We start from the raw sequence: 20,209 nt of genomic DNA, 5'->3' as shown, positions 1-20,209 counted from the left end.
CCCGCGGGGTGCTTTTCTTTTGCCTGCTTCAGCCGCGGCAGAGGCCGGTCAGCGGAACAGCTTGCCGAGGCGCGCCATCGCCTCCTCGATATTCTCGCGCGAGGTCGCGTACGAGATCCGGATGTAGTCCTTCGCAGTATGCGGGCCGAAATCCTGCCCCGGCACCATGACCACGCCCGCATCGTGCAGCATCGCCTGCGTCAGCCGGTCGGCATCGCCGGCGGCGGGGTGGTTGACGCCGCGGCAGTCCGCGTAGACATAGAAGGCGCCGTCCGGGCGCACCGGCACGCGCAGGCCGAGGGACTCCAGCGCTGGCACGATCAGGTCGCGGCGGCGGCGGAACTCGGCCTTGCGTTCGTCGTAGATCGCCAGGGCCTCGGGGGTGAAGCAGGCCAGCGCGGCGTACTGCGCCACGGCCGAGGCGCAGATGAACAGGTTCTGCGCGACCTTCTCGAAGGCTTCCACCAGTGCCTCCGGCACCACCAGCCAGCCCAGGCGCCAGCCCGTCATGTTGAAGTACTTGGAGAAGCTGTTCACCGTGACCACGTTCTCGTCCAGGCTCAGTGCCGAGACCGGCGGGGCGTCATAGGACAGGCCCTGGTAGATCTCGTCGAGGATGGCAAAGCCGTTGCGCGCGCGCACGGCCTGCAGGATGCGCGCGAGCTCGTCGGGCAGGATCGAGGTGCCGGTGGGGTTGGAGGGCGATGCCAGCAGCACGCCGCGGGTCTGCTCGCCCCAGTTGGCCTCGACCTGCGTGGCGGTCAGCTGGAAGCGCTCGGCCGGGCCGCTCGGGATCATGCGCGCGGCGCCGTCGAAGGCGGCGACGAAGTGCCGGTTGCACGGGTAGCTGGGGTCGGGCATCAGCACCTCGGCGCCGATCTCGACCAGCACCGCGCACGCCAGCAGCAGCGCGCCCGAAGCGCCGGCCGTGACGATCACGCGCCGGGCCGGGATATCCAGCCCGTAGGCCGTCTTGTAATAGCCGGCGATGGCCTCGCGCAGCGGCTGGATGCCGAGCGCACCGGTGTACTGGGTGACGCCGCGGCGCATGGCGGCTTCGGCCGCGCGCACCACCGGTTCGGCGGCGGTGAAGTCCGGCTCGCCGATGCCCATGTGCACGATATGGCGGCCGGCGCGCTCCAGCGCGGCGGCCTGCTTGGCCAGCTCCATCACGTGGAAGGCGTCGATATTGGCGAGGCGGGAGGCGGTGGCTAAGCGCTGCATGTCCATGGTGGTCCGGGACGGGCCCGGGGCCCGTTCAGCAAGAGGGTAGGTAGGAATGAAAACACCCGCCGGGGCGGGTGTCGTCTGCATCATTGCCGGCGCAAGCCAGCCGTGATGGCGTGGGCCGGCCCGCGGGCGGCTCGGTTGGCAACTCAGCGGCGCGCCGCGACCTCGGCCGCGCGCACCTGGGCGGCAAGCTTGTCCAGCACGCCGTTGACGTACTTGTAGCCCTCGACGCCGCCAAAGGTCTTGGTCAGCTCGACGGCTTCGTTGATCACGACCTTGTACGGGATGTCGAGGCAGTGCACCAGCTCATAGCTGCCGACCAGCAGGGCGGCACGCTCCACCGGCGACAGTTCTTCGACCTTGCGGTCCAGGAACGGCTCGAACGCGGCGGTCAGGCGGGCTTCTTCGCGCACCGCGCCGTTGAGCAGCGCGTCGAAGTGCTCGCGGTCGGCCTTGTTGAAGCCTTGCGCATCATGCAGGTGGGCCTGGATCGCGCCGATGTCATTGCGGTTCAGCAGCCACTGGTACAGCCCTTGCAGCGCCAGCTCGCGCGAGCGGCGGCGCGCGCTCTTGGGCGGTGCCTTGGCCTCGGTGCGGGCCGCGGCGGGCTTGCCGCCGGCTGCCTTGCCGCCGTCGTTGTCGGGGGTGTTCGACGTATCACTCATCGTCGTCCTCGTCTTCATCTTCCTGGCCGCGCAGCGAATCGAGCGCGACGACCAGGTTGGCCATCTCCACCGCGGCGCGGGCGCAGTCGCGGCCCTTCTCGCGGGTGCGGGCGTGGGCCTGCTCGTCGGTATCCACGGTCAGGATGCCATTGGCGATCGGCACATTGAAGTCCAGGCCGACGCGGGTGATGCCGGCGCCCGACTCGTTCGAGACCAGCTCGAAGTGGTAGGTCTCGCCGCGCACCACGGCGCCCAGGGCGACCAGGGCGTCGAACTGGCCGCTCTCGCACATCTTCTGCAGCGCCAGCGGGATTTCCAGCGCGCCGGGGACGGTCACCACCAGGGTGTCTTCGCCCTCAACGCCGAGCTTGTCCAGCTCGGCCACGCAGGCTTCGAGCAGTTCGGCGCAGACCGGCTCGTTGAAGCGGGCCTGCACGATGCCGATACGCAGGCCTTCACCGTCGAGGTTGCTGGGGTAGAAGCCGTGATCCATTGTTCAGTTCTCCAGTTTTCGGTGCGGCAACGGCGCTGGTGCGCGCTGCCGGGGTGTCCGGGTGGCGCAGGCTCAGTCGGCCTGACCGTTCATGGGTTGGTAGCCGGTGACTTCAAGGTCGAAGCCGGTCATGCTGGGCATGCGCTGCGGCGACGCCAGCACGCGCATCCTGCCCACGCCAACATCCTTCAGGATCTGCGCGCCCATGCCGTAGGTGCGCAGGTCCGGCTTGCGGCGCGGGCGCGACTGCGGCGCGTCCAGCGCGCTGAACTGCGTGAACAGCTGGTCGGCCGAGTCGCCGCAGTTCAGCAGCACGATCACGCCGCTGTCGGCCTCGGCGATGGCTTTCATTGCCGCCGGAATGCTCCAGGAATGCGTGGTGCACTTCACTTCCAGCAGGTCCAGCACCGAGAAGGGCTCGTGCACGCGCACCAGCGTTTCCTGGTCCGGCGCGGGCGAACCCTTGACCAGCGCCAGGTGCGCCTGGCCGGTGGGCTTGTCGCGGTAGGCGATGCTGTGGAAGGTGCCGTAGGGGGTCTGCATGGCGCGCTCGCCCACACGCTCGACAATGCTCTCGGTGCGGCTGCGGTAGTGGATCAGGTCGGCAATGGTGCCGATCTTCAGGTCATGTTCCTGCGCGAACTCGATCAGGTCCGGCAGGCGCGCCATGGTGCCGTCGTCCTTCATGATCTCGCAGATCACGGCCGCCGGCGTCAGGCCTGCCAGCGCGCCCAGGTCGCAGCCGGCCTCGGTATGGCCGGCGCGGATCAGCACGCCGCCGGGCTGGGCCGTCAGCGGGAAGATATGGCCGGGCTGGACCAGGTCGGCCGGCCTGGCGTCGCGGGCGACGGCGGCCTGCACGGTGCGGGCGCGGTCGGCGGCGGAAATGCCGGTGGTCACGCCCTCGGCGGCCTCGATCGACACGGTGAAGTTGGTGCCGTGCTGGGTGCCGTTGCGGCTGACCATCGGGTGCAGGTCCAGCTGGCGGCAGCGCTCGGCGGTCAGGGTCAGGCAGATCAGCCCGCGGCCGTGCTTGGCCATGAAGTTGATCGCCTCCGGTGTGACGAAATCGGCAGCCAGCACCAGGTCGCCTTCATTCTCGCGGTCTTCCTCATCGACGAGGATGACCATGCGGCCGGCGCGGATGTCGGCAATGATGTCTTCGGTACAGGCGATTTTCATGGCGTGCTGAACGGCAAATTGGGGCGAATCGAGCGAAAAACCGGCGAATAGCTGGGGCAGGAACCATGGCCGCGGTTGAAAGCGGCCGGACTGAGGCGGGCGTCGGGCCGGGCCGGCCAGGCCATATACGCCCGGCAGGTTGCCCAGTCAAGCCGGGTATTGTACGCCAAGGCAGGCAAGGCGTGAGGCGGCGGCACCGGAAAGTACGGCGCCTGCCTGAAGCGGGTGGGGAGAGCGGTGCTGCATGAGCCGCCCCGTTGCCGGCAGTGCGCCGGCGCCGGGCTCGGCCGGGGTCTATGCGGCGGCGGCCAGCGGGGCGCGGTCGTGGCCTGCGGCGCGCAGCCGCGAGGTCCTGGCGATGCGCGCCCTGGCCGCGCGGGTCGCGTCAGCCAGCGCGAGCTCGCGCGTGAGGAAGCCGGCGTTGGGTTTGGTGAACCTGGCATGCGCGTCCAGCGCATAGGTCCATTCCCACTTGCCGAAGGTGACCTCGGCCAGTGTCACGACAACGTGGCAATGCTGATAGAAAAAACTCTCGCTCATGCTTGTTTCCTGTGTGGGACAGCACGCTGGCCATGGCCTGCAAGCCATGCGGGCCAGTGGCGGTCCGTCAGCCAGCCGCGCAGGGGCAGCCGGCCATCCTGTGGGTCGATGGCGGCGGCGCCGGCATCCTGGGCGATCTCGCAGAGCCGCCCTTTTGCGTGCGGGTCGCACGCGCAGATCATCATCAGCTGGCCTGCCGCCATTTGCCGCTTCTGCCGTCGCAGGCCGGCGCGCATGATGCCGGCACCGATCACGCTGCCCAGCCACCGGCCGACCACGGCGCCAAGCGCCATGCCGCCGAGGTAGGCCATGAAGCCCGTGGCCGCGTTGGCCGGCGTGCCGTAGCGGAACACGATCCAGGCCACCAGCAGTGCGCCGGCGACCAGGCCGGCTGCCGCGACTTCATTGCGATAGGTGATCTGCGCCGCGTGGGGCGAGGGCAGGCCCTCGGCCGGCTGGTCGTCGCGCTGGAAGAACCATGGCCCGTCGATGCGTGCGCGAGTCGCTGCCAGCTCGCCAAGCTGCGCGTGCGCGCGCCTTGCCGCGGCAATGTCGGTCAGCCGGAAATACAGCAGGGTGCTCATGGTCATGCCTCGCTTGGTGTCAGGTCCATTTGCCGCTGGACCACGGAAAGCCTGCGAAACGCCGGGCGCCGGGGCGCCGGAATGTCTTCGCCAGGGGTGAGGACGGCGGCTGCAGCCGCGGCCATCCGTCGCCCACGGCCTGGTCCCAGTCGATCAGCAGCGTGGCGGCACGGTGCAGGTGGGTCGCGGCCAGGCGCACAAAGCCCAGGCGCGCTCGCATCGGCGCAGTGGGGTGCCGGTCACGCAGCAGGCGCGTGGCCGGAAGTCGCTGATACAGGATTCTGGCGGTGGGATCGGGCACGGTGGTTTCCTTCATGGGTGCCGGGCAGCAATCCGGCCGGCAGTTGAAAGCAACGGCGGGAGCGCCAGCTCGCGGACGAGCGCGGCGCGGCGGGCAGAGGTGCATGAAGGTCCAGGTGGTCCCCGTGAGTGACTTCAGCAGTCACCGGTGCTAGACGTTGTCGAGGGGGGAAGCCCGGGAACGAGTGGCGAGCGCCTGTGGGCATACATGGACTGCAAGCGCTGCTTAACCATTCTAGGCCTCGGGCGTTGCAGGAACCAGCTGACTTACAACAAAGCTGCCGGGCCATGCGCGGCGCACCTTTCCCGGGGGGCGACCGCGCAAGCAAATTGCCACAGGAGGGGGTTGTCAGCGTATGCTCCGGACAAAAGGGCACGCCCCGCCCTGAATGCCGCCGCGCTGGCAAGCGGCGGCTCGGACTTCAAATCAGGGCGCCGGCCTGATCGCGCCCGCAGACTTTGCACAACAAAGGGAGACAACGATGTCGAGGCAGATCAAGAACAAGGCCGAACTGCGTGCCCTGGTACGCGCCGAGCAATCGAAGTTTGCCGCTTGCGAAGGCACCTGCTTTGGCGACGTGGTCTGGCACGCGCCGGACGCCGGCGGCTGCAACTGGAGCCTGTCCACGATGGAAGGCGGCAACAGCAGCGCCTGCGTGGAAGCGCTGCGTCCCTTCACCGACAAGCTGCGCGAGACCTATAACGTGCCCGACGAGGGCAGGTAGCCCGCGGTATTACGCGGGGGCCTGCGCGGTCGACAGCATCCGCTCCACATAGCGGGCGATCAGGTCGATCTCCAGGTTCACGCGCGCGCCCGGCTTGAGCTCCTGCAGCGTGGTGACTTCCACGGTGTGCGGGATCAGGTTGATCGAGAACACGCAGCCGTCGGCTTCGTCATTGACGCGGTTGACGGTCAGCGACACGCCGTTGACCACGACCGAGCCCTTGTAGGCCAGGTAGCGTGCCAGCTCGCGCGGGGCGCGGATGCGCAGTTCATGCGATTCGCCCACCGGCGCGAAGTGCACGACCTCGCCCAGGCCGTCGACGTGCCCGGACACCAGGTGGCCGCCGAGGCGGTCGGCCAGGCGCAGAGCCTTTTCTAGGTTGACGCGGCCGGTGCTCTCCAGCCCCACGGTCTTGTCCAGCGACTCGCGCGAGACTTCGACGTCGAAACTGTCGGGCGCCATGGCGATCACGGTCATGCAGGCGCCCTGGATGGCGATGCTGTCGCCGATGATGACGTCCGACAGGTCCAGCCCGCCCGCGGCGATGCGCAAGCGCACGCCGGCATCGGCGGCGCCCAGTGGGGTAATGGATTCAATGCGGCCGACTGCCGCGACAATGCCTGTAAACATGGTGGTGTCTTCTGCTTTGGGTATTTGGAATCAGGATACGCGGTGCCGGTGTGTGTCGCACTACGCGTCGTTACGCCGGGCGATCAGCCGCAGGTCGTCGCCGATCTGCCGGATCTCATGCCAGCGGAACTGCACGGCGTCCTGCAGCCGCGCCAGCGGCGGCAGGTTGAACATGCCCTGGGCATCGCCCAGCAGCTTGGGCGCGAGGTAGATCAGCAGCTCGTCGGCGCAATGCTCGCGCACCAGCGAACCGTTGAGCTTGAAGCCGGCCTCGACGTGCAGCTCATTGATGCCGCGCCGGCCGAGTTCTTCCAGCATGCGGCGCAACTCGACCTTGCCGTGCGGGTTGGGCAGGACCACGACTTCGGCGCCGCGGCTTTCCAGTGCGCGCTGGCGCTGCCGGTCCTCCATCGCGCAGAACACCAGCACCGGCTTGGCGAACTCGCCGGTGTCCGGCGTCAGGATCTGCGCGTCCAGCGGGACCTCCAGCCGCGAATCGACCAGCACCCGCTGCGGCTGGCGCGGCGTGGCGATGGCCCGCACCGTCAGCGCGGGGTTGTCGTCGCGCACGGTGCCGATGCCAGTCAGGATGGCGCACGCACGTGCGCGCCAGGCATGGCCGTCGTCGCGCGCGGCCTGGCCGGTGATCCACTGGCTGGTGCCGTCATGCAGCGCGGTGCCGCCGTCCATCGATGCCGCCACCTTGACGCGCACCCATGGCAGCCCGCGCGTCATGCGCGAGACGAAGCCGATATTCAGGTCGCGCGCTTCCTTTTCCAGCAGGCCGCAGCGCACGTCGACGCCGGCCTCGCGCAACCGCTGCAGGCCGCGCCCGGATACCGACGGGTTGGGATCTTCCATGGCCGCCACCACGCGCGCCACGCCCGCGCGCACCAGCGCTTCGGCGCACGGCGGCGTGCGTCCGAAATGGCTGCACGGCTCCAGCGTGACATAGGCGGTGGAGCCGGCCGGGTCCAGCCCGCGCGTCAGCGCGTCCTTCATCGCCTGGATCTCGGCATGGTCCTGCCCGGCCGGCTGGGTGAACCCCTGGCCGATGACCTGGCCATCCTTGACGAGCACGCAGCCGACGCGCGGGTTGGGCGTGGTGATGAACATGCCCCGCGCGGCGAGCGCGAGTGCCTGTTCCATGGCGGCGTGGTCGGTATCGGAAAACATTCGGCGGTTGCGTTTGCCTTGGCGCAGCGATCTGGAATACAGGGCTGCCGGGTTATGGTGGTCCGGAGGACTCCGTCGCATCGCAGTCAGCGTCGCGGCCGGGGGTGCAGAGTCGGATACGTCCCTGCGCGCCCAGCCTGACTTGCCGCTGCTCGCCACGGCAGCCGAGCGTGAAAGTGGCGGCCTGGAAACCGCCCTGCTCAGATCGAGAGTATCCCACAGGCAGGAATTTCAGCACATTCGTGCCGCGGGCGGTCTGGCGCAGCGTCACCCACAGGCAGGGCATGCCCGGTTCGACCACGGCCAGCACCGCGCGGCGCTCCGGGTCGCCGTCTGCCGCGACCAATTGCCAGCCAGGGCCCAGGGTCGCCTCGCCCGGCAGCGGCTGCAGCGTCACCTCGAGGCGGCGCGCCAGCGCGGTGGCCCGCGCCAGCGCCAGCGATGCCGCCAGCCGGTCCGCCGCCAGTGTGACCTGCTGCCGGGCGAGCAGGCCGCTGAACACCGGATGGGATGCCGCCGCCAGCAGTGCCAGGATGGCCAGGCCGGCGAGCAGCTCGGCCAGGGTCAGGCCATGGCGGCGGCGGGGTGCGTGGCTGTTCATTGTGCCTTCAGCAATTGGACGGAAGCGGTCGCGGCACGGCCTCACCTTCGGGCAGCGTCAGCCACTGTCCGGTGCTGCGCAGGATCAGCACGCCGCACTCCGGGTCGGGCCGCTGCGGGACGGCACGCAACTCAACACAGGTATCCAGGCCAGCCTGCGGGCATGCCGCGGCTGTCACGATATGACGCACGGTGCCGGTGGCCGGTACGGGAAGTGGCCATTCCCCGGCGGCCCCTTCGCCACCGGGTTCGGCGGCAAACGTCATGGCGCCGACGGCGTGGCGCTCCAGTTGCAGCATGCCCTCGGTCAGCGCGGTACGGGCCTGCGCCCGCCATCCCCGCATCAGGTGGCCGTGCCATGCGGGCACGGCGATGGCCGCGAGGATGGCGAGGACGGCCAGCGCAACCGCAAGCTCGACCAGGCTGAACCCGGCCCGGGGACGGGAGGCAGGCGCCGCGGTAGTCACGGCAAATCCTCCCGTGCCGGTCCGACGAGCTCGCGCCAGCGCAGGCGCCCGGTGCGCCGGCTGCCCGTGGTTTGCGACACCCGCGTGACCGTGTTGCCATCGACAGCCCACAGCGACAGCTCGTAAGCCTGGCGCGCGGTGCGGCCCGGCTGTGGCGGTGAGGCGGGCAATTCGGCAGCGGTCACGAGCACGCTGGCGCCTGGAGGCAGCAGTTGGCCGGTGGCCACGTGCAGGCGTTCGCCGGTGCCGCTCTGGGTGACCGATTCCCCGGTCGCCGCCAGCACCAGGTAGCTGCGTTGCGCGCCATCGGGCGTGCGCGTCACGAACAGCAGATAGCCGGGGAAGACCGGCTGGACCTCCACCAACTGTTCGCCGGCATGGGGCAGGGTCAGGTGCCAGCCTGCATCGCCGGCGCCGGCAGGCTGCGCGCGCAGGATGTGTCCGCCATCTCCGGCCTGCGCCGCGACTTGCACCAACGGGACCGCAGTGGCGCCGCGCGAGGACGACAGGTCGGGCACCGCTGCAAGTTCGTTGCCCGCGCCATAGACCACGACCGGCGCAGTCGGCGATCCGAGCAGCCCGGGCGCTTCAGGCATGAGCGGTTGCGCCGGCGTCTGCATCCGGTGGAGGCATGACACGGCAGGCGCACCGCCCGGCTGGGGCGCGTCGGCGAGCGGGAAGCGCCATAGCTGGCCGGCATCGTCAGTCGCATAGGCGGCGCGTGCCGTGCCTGTCATGTCGGACAGCACGCTGACCGCCACCAGGTTGCCGGTCGCCGGTCGGCCCAGGCAGTCGTGCTCCGGCAATGGCAACGTGCGGACAGCGTACTGCCCGGCCCATGCCGCCCCGGCAGGCTTGTCCAATGGCAGCAGTGCTAGGCCGGAACGGGCTGACTCCGACTTGTCATGGGTCGCCGCAGCCAGCGTCACGACTGCGTACCAGCGCAATCCGTCCTGGCCAGGGATGCCGGCGGTTCGCACCGGGCCGCGTGCAGATAGTGGCAATGTGTCTGTGGCGGCGATCTCCCACAGCAATGCAAAGGGCATCGGACCGTCGGGATCCGAAAGGTCGAGCGCGAACGCCGCCGCGGGGTTGCCGGCCCTGGCGCTGCCAGGGATGCCGCACAACAAGACCGTGCGCCACTCGCCATGGATCGTCACATCCTGCGCTTCGGGGCGAGGGCAGGGCGCGGGCACCAGCGGCGCGTCGTTCGCCGGCGTGGCGGCGGCATAGGGCAACAGCACGCCGGGCAGATAGGCGGCGCGCTCCTCGCCGGTCACGGCATCGAATCCGTGCAGCAGGCCATCGTTGGTGCCCAGCCAGGCGACGTGCGGGCGCAGGCTGTAGCGCGCGCGAAAGCCGGCGTGCCCGGGTTTGCCAGGCGCCCAGGCCGGAGGCGCCACCACCCGCACGCGCGCGCCTGCGGCATTGCCGAGTCGCGTGTCGCGCTGGCGCAGGCCCGCCTGGGTGCGGTCGCCGCGCAGCCATTCGAGCCGAGCGCTGTCAAGGCGGTTCAGCATGTCCGCGCTATCCGTATTCCGGAAGGCAGCATCGATGGCATCCCCTTGCAGCGCGATGACGCGCTGCGGCGACGCTGACGACGTGAACATGCGACGCGATCCAACAGGCCGATGGTCGAGGCTCGCGCCGGCTTCCCATAAATATGGCGACAGCACTGGCGCCGGTCCTTGCCAGCCGACAGCGAACAAGCGCCCGGTCCACGGATACGCGCCCGCCGTGGTCCGGTAAGCCAGGGGCAGCCGGCCTGCCTCGGATCCGGTGGCGGCAGACGCCGGTGCAATGGCGATGGCCAGGCAGGCGAGGGCAACGGCAACGAGGCGATTCACGGCTGGATCACGCTCTGTACCACGGCACGCACGGCGCGGCTGCGGCCGAAGCCGATGGCCGTGATCCGGATCCGTGGTGCCGGCGTGGTGGCGGAAGGGGCATCCGGAGCGCTGTAGCCGGACGGTGCCTCTTCCAGGATATCGGCGACATACCGCGGCAGTTCGCGCGTGCCGGCGGCACCCGCGGGCAGCACCGGCAGCGTCGCACCGGTGAAGCGGCCGAATGGCACGCCGACGGCGTCCGCGCTGGTGTCGGCCAGCAGCCAGGGCTGCCACACGGGCGGGCCGGTCACGGCAGGCCGGCACACGCCAGCCTGCTGGCCGCTGCCGCAGTGTCCCGGTGCCGGCCAAATGCCGAGCCGGACCATCATGTGTTGCGATGCGGCCGCCGCAAGCAGGTCCGACTCGGCATCAAGCAACGCGACCTCGGCGGCCCGGAATGCGATTTCGCGTTCGAGCTGCATGACGGCAAGTTGCCGCGCCCAGCAGCATGTGCAGCGTGCCGGCAGCGATCAGCACCACCAGCAGCAGCATCGTGGCGCAGAGCAGCAGCGTGACGGCGCCCGCGTTGCGGCGACGTGGAAGGCGGAAGGCTAGCACAGCGTCTCCTGGCAGCGTGGCGCATTGCGCAGCCGCACCGTGGTGGCGAAGACGCGGCGGGCGGTGCCGGCCTGCGACGGCGGCGCCAGCGCCAGATCGCCGGCGGCGGTGCCGGGTGCTGGCAATGGGTCGGCGCCTTTGCCCAGGCTTGTCGCCGCCGAACCAGGGCGGTCGCCGCGCACGGCAATGGCAATCTGCACGGCCACCACGCGATGCCAGACGGATTCATCCAGCGAATGGATCGCGGATGCCGTCTCGAAGCGGTCGGCCCGGCCGTCGCGATCCGTATCCAGGCCGTAGCGCACTTGCAGCGATTCAACGCCGCGGACCAGCGCGCCGGAGGTCCAGCCAATGCCGTCGATCACGCCACCGCGGCGTGCCGGGTACCGGCACAGCAGTTGCGGCATGCCATCGCTGCCCGCCGCGACATAGATCAGGTTGGCTGCGACGTAGCCGCCGTTTGCGTCAGCACCGGCCATGCGTGCGGCGACGGCGTAGCCGCTGCAGTCGGTCATGGTTTCATCCGGCTGCGACGGCGCAGCCGGCAGGCCGCTGCCGCTGAAGCGGACCAGCAGCGCATCGCTGCGGCCGACGCCGGTCTTGGCGCAGGACGGCACAGATCCGATGGCGGGCTGGCCGCAGTCGTCGGCCCCGCTGACGGCCGGCAGCGCTGGGTAGTCGGCGGCGGATACGGGCTCGCCCGGCCAGCCGGACTGGCGCAGCAGCGAGGCGATGATCGTCAGGGCGCGCTGGCCCCGCTCTTCAAGCAGGATGCGGTCGGTGGCGGTGAGGTAGGCGGTACGTGTGGCATGGAATGCCGCAACGGCTGCCGCGGTGACGATCAGGCCGAGCATCAGTCCGACCAGCAGCTCGACCAGCGAGAATGCCCTGGATGCGTCCCGCCTCATGGCTGAATCCACAAGGCGACCGCGGGTATGCCGGCCTGCCCGCCAAGCCGTCCTGCCATGATCAGTCGCGAATTTCCCGGGCACGGAAACGCCGGGTTGCTTCCGCACCGGCTCGACCAGAGGTCTGGCCGCCCGCTTTGCAGTGCCGGCTGCGCAGCATCCAGCTCAGCTATTTCCACGGCAAGGCGGGCGGCCTGGGCCAGCGCGTCGAGTTCGCGCAGCTGGGCCAGCGCCTTCGGCGCCAGCCCCATCATTGGCATCAGCCCGGCACCAAGGACGATCAGCGCGCACAGCGTTTCGTGCAGCGCGAAGCCCGCGAGGCGGTTGGCGTAGCGCGGTCCGCGGTGCGGGCGGGCTGGTTGCTGTGCTGGCTTGCGAAGATCCGGCATGGACGGTCACCGAGACTGGCAGGGACCGTCAGACTAGCTGTCGCGGGCAGGCGAATACGTGCCTAAGCGTGAAGGAATTGCGGAATGTTGTTTCGGTCTTCCTGGGAGCAGCTACCAGGCAGCCTCGCTTACTGGCACACCGTGGCTTGTGTCGGCACGGGCGCGCATACGCGGACCCTGCCCAACTGGCTGATATCGATGAGTTTCTGGTTGCCGGTGCCCAGTCCCATCAGCACCTGGGCAGACTGCATCGCATCTGCCAGCGTGCGTGTATAGCCTACGGGCGAGTAGGAGAGGATCCCCGACTGCGGCGTGCTGGAGAATGCTACGGTCAATCCCTGGGCGGAGGGGACATGCTGAACCAGCACGGTTTGGCCGGTGCAGTCCGCGTTTCGATTGGGGTTCAGGCAGACAGTCCAGCCGTTGCGCCAGTCATTGCTGACGGGCGCAACGGTGACCCAGCTATTGCGCGATAGCGCACTGGCCCGTGCCAGGGAAAGCGACGAAGCCAGCGCGTCTGCTTCAGTGGCAAGCGTGTTGCGCTGAATGAAGGAGGTGTAGGCGGGTGCCGCCATGCCGGCGAGGATGACCAGCACGACCAGCGTGACCAGCAGCTCGATCAGCGTGAACCCGGTCTGAGGTTGGGGGGCTTGAGCGCGCATCACCAGCACCCCTGGGGCAGGTTCGCGAAGGCGGTGACATTGTTGATCAGCACGCCGCGCTCGCCGGTGCTGCGCAGCAGCAGCGTGCCGCACCGGTTGTCGGCGATGACGGGCGTGGCGCTGACCTGCACGCATTCGGTGAATGCCAGGGCTGCGCACGCGCCGGATGCGATCGTGTAGTTGCCGCTTTCCGAGGCTTGCGGGAAGCCGCGCCAGGCGCGCGTGCTGTCGGCGGGGTCGACATAGGAGTTGGCCTGTGCGTAACGACGCTCCAGCGCCTGCATGGCCGTCATCAATGCGGCCTTGGCTTCGGTGCGGCGCCCGCGGGCAACATGTTCGGCGTAGTTGGGATACGCAATGCCGGCGAGGATGCCAAGGATGGCGATGGCAATCAGCATCTCCATCAGCGTGAAGCCGCTGGCGTGGCGACGCCAGTCACGGTGGCAGAGCGTCATTTTGCGGCTCCGAAATTACGAATCTCGCGCCAGCCAAGGCGCCCGGTGGTGGGGTGCCCCCCGTCGGTGGCTGTGTTGCCGGACACAAGCGGCCTGCTGGACAACGACGCGCCTCCGCTGCGGCCGCCACCCGATGCGCCGAACGAGAACACGTCGATGAACTTCAGCGTAGTGATCTGGCCAACCGCATTGCGTTGTGGATCCACCGTGGTCTTGGTCTGGATCAGCACTGGCGCACCCAGGATGCCGAAGGTGGAGAGATCGCCGGTCGATGTCCCCGTGGCGGGCATGCCGGTCAGTGCATTGATCTGATAGCGGCCACTGTTGCTGGAGGCGCCGCAAAGATCATCGCCGGTCATCAGCGAGTTGAACCAGATCTTTCCGTAGGCTGGCACGAGTGCGGTGACCTGGCGTTCTCCGTTGCCCGGGAAATCAAAGTACCACCCCGCCTTCTGCCCAGTCTTTGAGCCGAGGCTATAGCTGCGTGACGAATATTCGTAAGCGCCTTTGCTGTTGCGGGTCAAGGTGACCGGGTTCAGCATGCTGCGGTCTGCGATCGACTGGGAGCCTCCCGCATCGTAGATGCCGTACATGGCGTTCCGGGTCAGCGTGCCGGTGGTGATGGTGTCGGCAGGCTCCAGGTACTTCCCGGTGCCGAACACCACCATGTAGCCTCCGGGCGCGTAGACCCATTTGGGCTGGACCGTGATCGGCTGTGCTTTTCCGCTGGCATCGCGGGCCTGGAACAGCGGCCGGCCGTAGTTGCCGCCGCCGTAGTAGGGCAGGGCCCCGGCAGCGTTCCAGGTGGATGGGCCGCCATTCAGGATGAACTTCCAGAGGCGGCCCTGGAGGTCGCCGGCGTAGGCGGCGACGGTCTGCCCGTCGGTAAGCCGCACCAGCGCCGGCGAGCTCAGCCCGTTGGCAATGCTGGCGGTGGCGTCCGCTGCCATCGAGATCTTCCAGTAATTGACGCCCAGTTGCCACGGCGTCCCGGCCGGCTTGTCCAGTGCCACGACAAACAAGACCGAAGGCGCGGCCGGATTGCTCGCGCCATCCGCATCGTTGGCATTCAGGCCGTTGCCCGTCATGGCAAACCACTTGTACACGGGCTTGTTGTCGGAGTCCTTGCCGGCAAACAGCTTGACGATCTGGGGCGGCGACATGACGTTGCCCATGTCGGCATCATCCTTGTCCGTGAACTCCCACAAAACATTGCCGGTTCCGACGCTGGCGGGATCGCTGACATTCAGCGCAAAGAGGCCTTGCGCGCCGCCACCCATGCCAGAGACCAGCACGGTCTGCCAGGCGTTGCCCACCCTGGCTTCCGCCACGGCAGGCGTGGCGTCCACGTACGGCCGATGGATATAGCTCGGCGAGGTCAGCTGGGCCAGGTTGGCAAACACTGCGTTTGGCACGTAGGCAAACAGTTCAGAGCCATTGGCCGCATTGAAGGCGTGGAGCATGCCATCGTTGGCGCCGATGTAAACGGCGGCGGTACGTTGGCTGTGGGCCTTGTAGAACGCGCTGTAGTCGCTTTCGGCGATGGTGCTGGACGGGGCCGCCATGTAGACGGGGCCCGAGTTGACGATGTCGCCCAGCAGTGAGTCGCGCAAGCGCATGGTCCCCGTGCTGCCGGTGGATTGCTCCTGGCTGCGCTCGCCACGCAGATAGCTGAGCCGGCCCTGGGCCACGGTGTCAGTCTCTGTCGGCGTGATCTTCAGTGCAGCCTTCTGCGCGGCGTTGAGAGATTTCCATTCGAAGGTGGCGCCCGCACCCGCGCCGGTTCCTGAATTGTCGGCCGTGCCCGACGGGACCCAGGTCAGCAGATTGCGGGCAACGGTGCGGGCAGTCAGCACCTTGCCGGCCTCCCAGGCTTCGGTATTGGAGACCTGAACGCCGGTGTTGGGATCATTGGTCACCGCCAGTGCCGACAGGCGCCCGTTCCATCGCTGGTCGAATCCGGGAGTGAACAAAAGGGTGTCGCTCGCCACCTGGGACGAGGTCAGTGCCACGCCAGACAAAGTGCCGGCTGCGTTGACGATTTGCGCGAAGACCTTCTTGATGGAAGCGATCATGGCGGCCGGCTGCCCGGCCAGGAACCAGTTGGCGGGGACATTCGATCCGCCCGACGATTCCCATTCGGCATTGCTGGTGACGGTGGCGCCGCTGGCGCCCTTGGTGCGGAACGGATTGCCATCACCGTTCTGGTCGTCAAAGCCGCCGTATTTTGCCGCCAGGTACATCTGGCTGCGGCGCTGTTCGTCGCCAACGCTGCCGTTCCCGTTCTCATTGACGTCGATGCTGAACGTGGTGACGCGCAATTCCGGCATGTCCGGGCGGAAGCCGTAGGTATGGGCCCAATACGCGACGCCGGCCATATAGTAGGTGCCGTGGCCGCCGGAGCCAGTGTCGGCGCCAGCCAGGTTAGCGAGCGAGGTGTCGGGGCGGCTGTTGCCGGATGTTCCCGAACTCTCAAGATCGGCCACCGCCTGCGTCCAGCTCGTGACATCGAAGCTGTACTTGCTGTATTTCGATATCGCGTCCGCCGGCCTTGCCGAGTCGTTGGCAGAGACCTGTTTGCCACCGGAGAGGTAGGTCGTCCTGGTGTTGCCAGGGATGTATCGGTCCCAGTGCGTATTGATATCGGCAATGGCAAGGACGTAGTTCTTCTGGCAGCTGGCAAGGATGGGATCCGTCCATTGCGTATAGACCGGAAATCCATCCTTGTAGGCGCTGGCGTTGTCGATGGCTTCGGGCGTTGGTTGCCGGCCTTGCAGGTAGCGGATGCTCTCGTAGTAGAGTTCGCCGACCGGATCCAATGACTTGTAGGCGCCGGAACGCCCGAACTGATTCAGGTAATTGATGACGCCGCTGATGTTCTCTGACGCGCTCTCGGGGTTCTGGATGAATACGCCGTCGTCATCCCATTCCCGGCGCAGGTTGCTGGCTTGGTTGAAATTGCTATCGACGGTGTTTGGCCCCACATACTTCAGGGGCGCCCGCAAGACGCCGCCATAACGGGTATTGGCACTGTCGTTCAGGTAGCCAAACGCGCCAAAGCGGACCTTGTCCGCATTGCGCTGCATTTCACCAGTCGGCTTGTACCCGGTGCGATACAGCTTGCAGAGATCGGTGCGGGACTTGGCTTCGCTTGCATCGCAGACTTGCACCCGTACCAGGTAGGTGCCCTGGTTCTTGTATTTGCCGGGGCTCGCGCAACTGGCGCCGGACTCGGTGCTGTCCCCAAAGAACACCTTGTTGCCACATGAAGTGATGTACAGGGTCCTGCTGCTGAAAGGCGTGACCGAGGACGCCTTGTCGTAAGTCTTGCGGGGGAAGTAGGAGTTGCTGTTGAAAAAACTTTCCTGCAGCACGGCACGTTGCAGGATGGTCTGCGTGGCGGTATCAACCACGCGGTCGCCCCCGGTCAGCGCGTATCGCAGCATATCGATGGCGGAGGCCGTGGCCCAGTTCATGAAGTTGCCGCTGAACTGGCCCGTGCATGTGTGATCGGCCGTGTTGGCGTCGCCAGCGATGACAAAATAGCCATTGCTGGCGCCTCCGCTGTAGTTGTAGCACTTGAGCGGATTGAAGTAGCCAATGTATTCGGTGGTCGGCGAATACGTGCCGGAACGATAGGCTGCCCCAACCGTGGGGAACTCCACCGAGAGCGTCAGCAGCAGGTTGGGATGGATATTCTGATTGCGGCCGTACAGCGGCGCCTGCGCGATCTTGACGGTCGCGAGGCTGCTCTGTTCTGTTGCGGCAAGCAGCGCGCCGGCGGGCAGGCTGAGAAACGCAGCCATTGCCGCGAAAATGAATTTCCGGATGCGGCTCATTTGCCGAGCTCCGCGACAGGCATGGACGTTGCCATTCATTCCCCCTTTCGGTAGTACGACTGCAACATGACCCGGGTCGCCGGGTTTGCGCCAAAGCCGACGGCCGTGACGCGGAAGATGTATGCGCCCTCGCTCGCGCCTGGCGACATGTCGCTGATCGGCTCGATGATGTAGCGCGGCAGGGCGGCAGGCAGCAGCCCGCCGGTCGCGGTCGGGAAGCTGCGGCCGGTGAAGGTGCCATAGGCGGTGGTGCGTGCGTTGGCGCCAGCCTGGCTGAAGTCAACGGCAAGCCAGTTCGGCGTGCCGTCGAGCACCGGGTCGCACAATCCCTGGAAGGGTGAGGCGCCTGTGACGCCCGTATTGCAGCCCGCCACGAACGGCAGCACATTCATCGTTGTGCCGGAGAAGATGGCCGACCGCGTGCTTGGGGCGGAGACACCCTGGATGTCGATTTCCGCATCGAGCAAGGCTGCCTCGGCCGCTTGCTGAGCCAGGTCCCGGTCGCGCTGGTTCGATGCCATGCGCTTGCTGCCAATGGCCAGCCGGGCACCGGCGATGGCGATGACGCTGATGACCAGCAGCATCACCAGGGCGGTGATCAGCGCGATGCCACGCGGGTTGGGGTGCGCGGTGCGGGCGTTCATGTCGGCGAGCAGGTGGTGCAGGTGGCCATGTTCCGGAGCTGCACGGTGACCGTGTACAGGCGTCGCATCCGCTGCAGTTGCGTGGCCGGCGTGAAGGACGTGTCGTTGCCCGGCGAGCCAGGGAACAGGCGCCCAAACAGGCGGAAGGTTGGCGGATCCTGAGGCGATGCGCTGGCGGTATCGCCCATCAGCACCATGGCCATCTTTATGGCGACGACGTTCTGCCAGGTGGTGGGCAGGGCCAGCACCTCGGTGGCCGACAGGAAGCGGTCCGGGGTCTGGTCGAAATTCGTATCCACGCCGTAGAGCACCTGGAAGACTTCGACGCCCGAGATCAGCGAAACAGCCTGGTATGCCGTGCCGGCCGTGAGGATTTCCTTGTTGGCGGCGTCCCGTGGACGATAGCCGCACATCAGCTGAGGCATGCCGCTGGCATCGTTGCTGACATAGAAGACCGCCATGCCGCGCGCGAGATCTGCGTCTTCCCAGGCCTGCGGCTCGGCGACGCCGTTGCCGGAGCAGTCGATCATGCTGTTGTCCGGAACGGTGCGGTCCTGCTGCGTGCCGGAACCGAAGAAGCGGACCTGCAGCACATCGCTCTTGTTCACGGCGCCCGCTTGGGCCGGACACGCGAGGTTTTGCGCCGGGTTGCCGAGGTCTTGCGTGGGGGCGCCGCAGCTGTCGAGGCCGCTGATGGTCGGCGACAGGCTCGTGGTGGTGAGCATGACGCCTCCAGGGCTGGGCGCAGGCGGCCCGCTGGCGCCGGGCGAGGCCGCGGCGCTGTTGCCTGCATAGTTGCTCCAGGCGGCCTGGCGCACGATCCGCACCACGGTATCCACCGCAAAGCGGCCTTTCTCGTCCAGCGCAGTGGTGTCGTCGATGCTGTTGTAGTTGGCTCGCCCGGTCAGGTAGAGCGCCGCGGCAGCCATGATCAGGAGCAGGCTCAGCGTCATCGTCACCATCAGCTCCACCAGCGACAGCCCCAGCTGACGATGCCGGCCGGCGTTGAGATACGTCCTGGCGTTCCGCATGTCAGTTCACCGTGCCCTGCGTGGCCACGATGACCACCTGGGGGCGCGTGCCCATATCGGACATGTCGACCCGTGCCGCGACGGTTTTGGCGGCAAGCCGCGAGATCCAGCCGATCTTGATGACAATCGGTGCGTCGTCCGGGCGGCCAGTGGCCGATGGCGTGCATCCCCATGAGAAGCCGGTGGTCTGGTCGTAGGCGACCATGTCCCGGCAAATCACGGCGCGTCCGCCAGGCAGGCCTGTGCTGACACGCTCCCAGAACTCGGCGACATCGAAATCCGCAAGTTGTTGTGCGCACCCGGCCGCCGTGCCCGGGCAGGCGACAGCGTACGGGCTATTTGCCGCCGTGAGCGCGGGTGGCTGCCCGGTGGCCGTGTCGATGAAGTAGCGGTTCGGGGTGATGGCTTCCGCCGCCGCGCCGGTTTGCGAGACGGCCGGATTGGCACGCATGCGCTCGGCCATTTCGGTGGCCAGCTGCATGGCAGTGGTGTCGTAGGAAGCTTGTTGCGTGAAGCGGGATGAATTCAGCAGCAGGCTGGCGACGCCGAGCACGCCAACCGCCAGAACGACGATTGCCACCAATGCTTCGAGCATGGCAAAGCCGGCTGCCCCGCGGCAGCGTTGACCCATTCTGACCCCCGTCAAAAGACGTCCGACTTCGTTAACTTCTTTTTTTGGTCTGCAATCCCGGCCCTTTTAATATGCGATAGCGGGCCTTGCGGAAATGCAACGGGGATTAAACAACGATTTTGTTACTTTTGCTACCCCTTCCGAGGGGTGGACGCCGCAAACTCGTCCAGCACGTCGCGGAATTCCGACACGTCCTCAAAGCTCCGGTACACCGAAGCAAAGCGGATATACGCGATCTTGTCGAGCTTGCGCAATTCGCGCATCACCAGCTCGCCGACCTGGCTGCTGGGGATTTCCTTCTCTCCCAGGGCCAGCAGTTTTTCTTCGATGCGGGTGATGGCTTCGTCGATGGCTTCTGCCGAGACCGGGCGCTTGCGCAGCGCCAGGCGCATGGAATCCTTCAGCTTGGCGCGGGTGTAGTCCACGCGCGAGCCGTTTTTCTTGACGATGGCGGGGAAGAACAGCTCGATCCGCTCATAGGTGGTGAAGCGGCGGTCGCAGGCTTCGCAGCGGCGGCGCCGGCGCACGGCATCGCCGTCTTCCGACATGCGCGTGTCGAGTACCTGGGTATTGGAATGACCGCAAAAGGGGCATTTCATGCCGGACCACCT

Annotated in this window: 24 protein-coding genes; 1 reads left to right on the top strand and 23 read right to left on the bottom strand. The window is 67.4% G+C overall.

The window, feature by feature from the left end; all coding sequences use genetic code 11:
- Positions 1-48 precede the first annotated feature (48 nt).
- The 7 genes from CF68_RS17705 to CF68_RS17675 form a co-directional block, all read right to left on the bottom strand.
- Complete coding sequence (locus CF68_RS17705) at positions 49-1,230, bottom strand: pyridoxal phosphate-dependent aminotransferase (protein ID WP_035821114.1); 1,182 nt, start codon at positions 1,228-1,230, stop codon at positions 49-51.
- Positions 1,231-1,376: 146 nt separating this feature from the next.
- Positions 1,377-1,895 carry a transcription antitermination factor NusB gene (gene nusB / locus CF68_RS17700; protein WP_035821112.1) on the bottom strand — a complete coding sequence of 173 codons (519 nt, stop codon included), beginning with the start codon at positions 1,893-1,895 and terminating at the stop codon, positions 1,377-1,379.
- Positions 1,888-2,388 carry a 6,7-dimethyl-8-ribityllumazine synthase gene (ribH, locus tag CF68_RS17695; protein ID WP_035821110.1) on the bottom strand — a complete coding sequence of 167 codons (501 nt, stop codon included), beginning with the start codon at positions 2,386-2,388 and terminating at the stop codon, positions 1,888-1,890. The genes nusB and ribH overlap by 8 nt, the downstream gene beginning before the upstream one ends.
- Before the next feature lie 72 nt (positions 2,389-2,460).
- Positions 2,461-3,570, bottom strand: coding sequence for a bifunctional 3,4-dihydroxy-2-butanone-4-phosphate synthase/GTP cyclohydrolase II (ribBA, locus tag CF68_RS17690; RefSeq protein ID WP_035821108.1), 1,110 nt, complete (start codon positions 3,568-3,570; stop codon positions 2,461-2,463).
- Positions 3,571-3,864: 294 nt separating this feature from the next.
- Entirely contained in the window at positions 3,865-4,110 is a 246-nt protein-coding gene (locus tag CF68_RS17685; protein ID WP_035821106.1) for a hypothetical protein, read from the bottom strand.
- Positions 4,107-4,694 carry a hypothetical protein gene (locus CF68_RS17680; protein WP_035821131.1) on the bottom strand — a complete coding sequence of 196 codons (588 nt, stop codon included), beginning with the start codon at positions 4,692-4,694 and terminating at the stop codon, positions 4,107-4,109. Before CF68_RS17680 ends, CF68_RS17685 begins: the two co-directional genes overlap by 4 nt.
- Before the next feature lie 19 nt (positions 4,695-4,713).
- Complete coding sequence (locus CF68_RS17675) at positions 4,714-4,995, bottom strand: hypothetical protein (protein WP_235205803.1); 282 nt, start codon at positions 4,993-4,995, stop codon at positions 4,714-4,716.
- Between the two features lie 481 nt (positions 4,996-5,476).
- Between CF68_RS17675 and CF68_RS17670 the strand changes: the two genes are divergently transcribed.
- Complete coding sequence (locus CF68_RS17670) at positions 5,477-5,719, top strand: hypothetical protein (RefSeq protein ID WP_035821103.1); 243 nt, start codon at positions 5,477-5,479, stop codon at positions 5,717-5,719.
- Positions 5,720-5,728: 9 nt separating this feature from the next.
- Here CF68_RS17670 and CF68_RS17665 read toward each other — a convergent pair whose 3' ends face one another.
- The 16 genes from CF68_RS17665 to nrdR all read right to left on the bottom strand — a co-directional run bounded on the left by CF68_RS17665 (position 5,729) and on the right by nrdR (position 20,197).
- On the bottom strand, positions 5,729-6,349 hold the full coding sequence (locus CF68_RS17665; protein WP_035821100.1) for a riboflavin synthase: 621 nt from the start codon (positions 6,347-6,349) through the stop codon (positions 5,729-5,731).
- 60 nt (positions 6,350-6,409) lie between these two features.
- Positions 6,410-7,525, bottom strand: a complete 1,116-nt coding sequence (gene ribD / locus CF68_RS17660) for a bifunctional diaminohydroxyphosphoribosylaminopyrimidine deaminase/5-amino-6-(5-phosphoribosylamino)uracil reductase RibD (protein WP_035821098.1) — start codon at positions 7,523-7,525, stop codon at positions 6,410-6,412.
- A 52-nt stretch (positions 7,526-7,577) separates the two neighbouring features.
- Positions 7,578-8,126, bottom strand: a complete 549-nt coding sequence (locus tag CF68_RS17655) for a GspH/FimT family pseudopilin (protein ID WP_035821096.1) — start codon at positions 8,124-8,126, stop codon at positions 7,578-7,580.
- 7 nt (positions 8,127-8,133) lie between these two features.
- Entirely contained in the window at positions 8,134-8,592 is a 459-nt protein-coding gene (locus CF68_RS17650) for a prepilin-type N-terminal cleavage/methylation domain-containing protein (RefSeq protein ID WP_035821094.1), read from the bottom strand.
- Entirely contained in the window at positions 8,589-10,439 is a 1,851-nt protein-coding gene (locus CF68_RS17645; RefSeq protein ID WP_035821092.1) for a PilC/PilY family type IV pilus protein, read from the bottom strand. The genes CF68_RS17650 and CF68_RS17645 overlap by 4 nt, the downstream gene beginning before the upstream one ends.
- Positions 10,436-10,903, bottom strand: a complete 468-nt coding sequence (locus CF68_RS17640) for a pilus assembly protein (protein ID WP_235205802.1) — start codon at positions 10,901-10,903, stop codon at positions 10,436-10,438. The genes CF68_RS17645 and CF68_RS17640 overlap by 4 nt, the downstream gene beginning before the upstream one ends.
- A complete protein-coding gene (locus CF68_RS38435) occupies positions 10,851-11,039 on the bottom strand; it encodes a hypothetical protein (protein WP_235205801.1) in 189 nt (62 codons plus the stop codon). Before CF68_RS38435 ends, CF68_RS17640 begins: the two co-directional genes overlap by 53 nt.
- Positions 11,033-11,947 (bottom strand): PilW family protein, encoded by a 915-nt coding sequence (locus tag CF68_RS17635; protein ID WP_035821090.1) that lies wholly within the window; start codon positions 11,945-11,947, stop codon positions 11,033-11,035. The genes CF68_RS38435 and CF68_RS17635 overlap by 7 nt, the downstream gene beginning before the upstream one ends.
- Positions 11,944-12,336, bottom strand: coding sequence for a hypothetical protein (locus CF68_RS17630; RefSeq protein ID WP_035821088.1), 393 nt, complete (start codon positions 12,334-12,336; stop codon positions 11,944-11,946). Before CF68_RS17630 ends, CF68_RS17635 begins: the two co-directional genes overlap by 4 nt.
- Positions 12,337-12,464: 128 nt before the next feature.
- On the bottom strand, positions 12,465-12,998 hold the full coding sequence (locus CF68_RS17625; protein WP_035821129.1) for a GspH/FimT family pseudopilin: 534 nt from the start codon (positions 12,996-12,998) through the stop codon (positions 12,465-12,467).
- Positions 12,998-13,453, bottom strand: a complete 456-nt coding sequence (locus CF68_RS17620; protein ID WP_035821085.1) for a type IV pilin protein — start codon at positions 13,451-13,453, stop codon at positions 12,998-13,000. Before CF68_RS17620 ends, CF68_RS17625 begins: the two co-directional genes overlap by 1 nt.
- Complete coding sequence (locus CF68_RS17615; protein WP_035821083.1) at positions 13,450-17,292, bottom strand: pilus assembly protein; 3,843 nt, start codon at positions 17,290-17,292, stop codon at positions 13,450-13,452. Before CF68_RS17615 ends, CF68_RS17620 begins: the two co-directional genes overlap by 4 nt.
- Before the next feature lie 35 nt (positions 17,293-17,327).
- Positions 17,328-17,936 (bottom strand): PilX N-terminal domain-containing pilus assembly protein, encoded by a 609-nt coding sequence (locus tag CF68_RS17610; protein WP_035821080.1) that lies wholly within the window; start codon positions 17,934-17,936, stop codon positions 17,328-17,330.
- Positions 17,933-18,967 (bottom strand): PilW family protein, encoded by a 1,035-nt coding sequence (locus tag CF68_RS17605; RefSeq protein ID WP_035821077.1) that lies wholly within the window; start codon positions 18,965-18,967, stop codon positions 17,933-17,935. The genes CF68_RS17610 and CF68_RS17605 overlap by 4 nt, the downstream gene beginning before the upstream one ends.
- A 1-nt stretch (position 18,968) precedes the next feature.
- Complete coding sequence (gene pilV / locus CF68_RS17600) at positions 18,969-19,598, bottom strand: type IV pilus modification protein PilV (RefSeq protein WP_035821074.1); 630 nt, start codon at positions 19,596-19,598, stop codon at positions 18,969-18,971.
- A gap of 131 nt (positions 19,599-19,729) precedes the next feature.
- Entirely contained in the window at positions 19,730-20,197 is a 468-nt protein-coding gene (gene nrdR, locus CF68_RS17595; RefSeq protein WP_010813743.1) for a transcriptional regulator NrdR, read from the bottom strand.
- Positions 20,198-20,209: the final 12 nt, after the last annotated feature.

The sequence above is a fragment of the Cupriavidus sp. SK-4 genome, assembly GCF_000611125.1.
Classification (GTDB): Bacteria; Pseudomonadota; Gammaproteobacteria; order Burkholderiales; family Burkholderiaceae; genus Cupriavidus; species Cupriavidus necator.
This window is presented reverse-complemented; position numbering and strand designations above follow the sequence as displayed.

Bases quoted from the DNA above. Each gene is read 5' to 3' on its own strand.
- CF68_RS17685 (WP_035821106.1), bottom strand. From the start codon at position 4,110: ATGAGCGAGAGTTTTTTCTATCAGCATTGCCACGTTGTCGTGACACTG.
- CF68_RS17620 (WP_035821085.1), bottom strand. From the start codon at position 13,453: ATGACGCTCTGCCACCGTGACTGGCGTCGCCACGCCAGCGGCTTCACG.
- nusB (WP_035821112.1), bottom strand. From the start codon at position 1,895: ATGAGTGATACGTCGAACACCCCCGACAACGACGGCGGCAAGGCAGCC.
- pilV (WP_035821074.1), bottom strand. From the start codon at position 19,598: ATGGGTCAACGCTGCCGCGGGGCAGCCGGCTTTGCCATGCTCGAAGCA.
- CF68_RS17655 (WP_035821096.1), bottom strand. From the start codon at position 8,126: ATGAACAGCCACGCACCCCGCCGCCGCCATGGCCTGACCCTGGCCGAG.
- ribBA (WP_035821108.1), bottom strand. From the start codon at position 3,570: ATGAAAATCGCCTGTACCGAAGACATCATTGCCGACATCCGCGCCGGC.
- CF68_RS17615 (WP_035821083.1), bottom strand. From the start codon at position 17,292: ATGAGCCGCATCCGGAAATTCATTTTCGCGGCAATGGCTGCGTTTCTC.
- CF68_RS17610 (WP_035821080.1), bottom strand. From the start codon at position 17,936: ATGAACGCCCGCACCGCGCACCCCAACCCGCGTGGCATCGCGCTGATC.
- CF68_RS17635 (WP_035821090.1), bottom strand. From the start codon at position 11,947: ATGAGGCGGGACGCATCCAGGGCATTCTCGCTGGTCGAGCTGCTGGTC.
- ribH (WP_035821110.1), bottom strand. From the start codon at position 2,388: ATGGATCACGGCTTCTACCCCAGCAACCTCGACGGTGAAGGCCTGCGT.
- CF68_RS17665 (WP_035821100.1), bottom strand. From the start codon at position 6,349: ATGTTTACAGGCATTGTCGCGGCAGTCGGCCGCATTGAATCCATTACC.
- CF68_RS17630 (WP_035821088.1), bottom strand. From the start codon at position 12,336: ATGCCGGATCTTCGCAAGCCAGCACAGCAACCAGCCCGCCCGCACCGC.
- CF68_RS17705 (WP_035821114.1), bottom strand. From the start codon at position 1,230: ATGGACATGCAGCGCTTAGCCACCGCCTCCCGCCTCGCCAATATCGAC.
- CF68_RS17680 (WP_035821131.1), bottom strand. From the start codon at position 4,694: ATGAGCACCCTGCTGTATTTCCGGCTGACCGACATTGCCGCGGCAAGG.
- CF68_RS17605 (WP_035821077.1), bottom strand. From the start codon at position 18,967: ATGCGGAACGCCAGGACGTATCTCAACGCCGGCCGGCATCGTCAGCTG.
- ribD (WP_035821098.1), bottom strand. From the start codon at position 7,525: ATGTTTTCCGATACCGACCACGCCGCCATGGAACAGGCACTCGCGCTC.
- CF68_RS17640 (WP_235205802.1), bottom strand. From the start codon at position 10,903: ATGCAGCTCGAACGCGAAATCGCATTCCGGGCCGCCGAGGTCGCGTTG.
- CF68_RS17625 (WP_035821129.1), bottom strand. From the start codon at position 12,998: ATGCGCGCTCAAGCCCCCCAACCTCAGACCGGGTTCACGCTGATCGAG.
- CF68_RS17670 (WP_035821103.1), top strand. From the start codon at position 5,477: ATGTCGAGGCAGATCAAGAACAAGGCCGAACTGCGTGCCCTGGTACGC.
- nrdR (WP_010813743.1), bottom strand. From the start codon at position 20,197: ATGAAATGCCCCTTTTGCGGTCATTCCAATACCCAGGTACTCGACACG.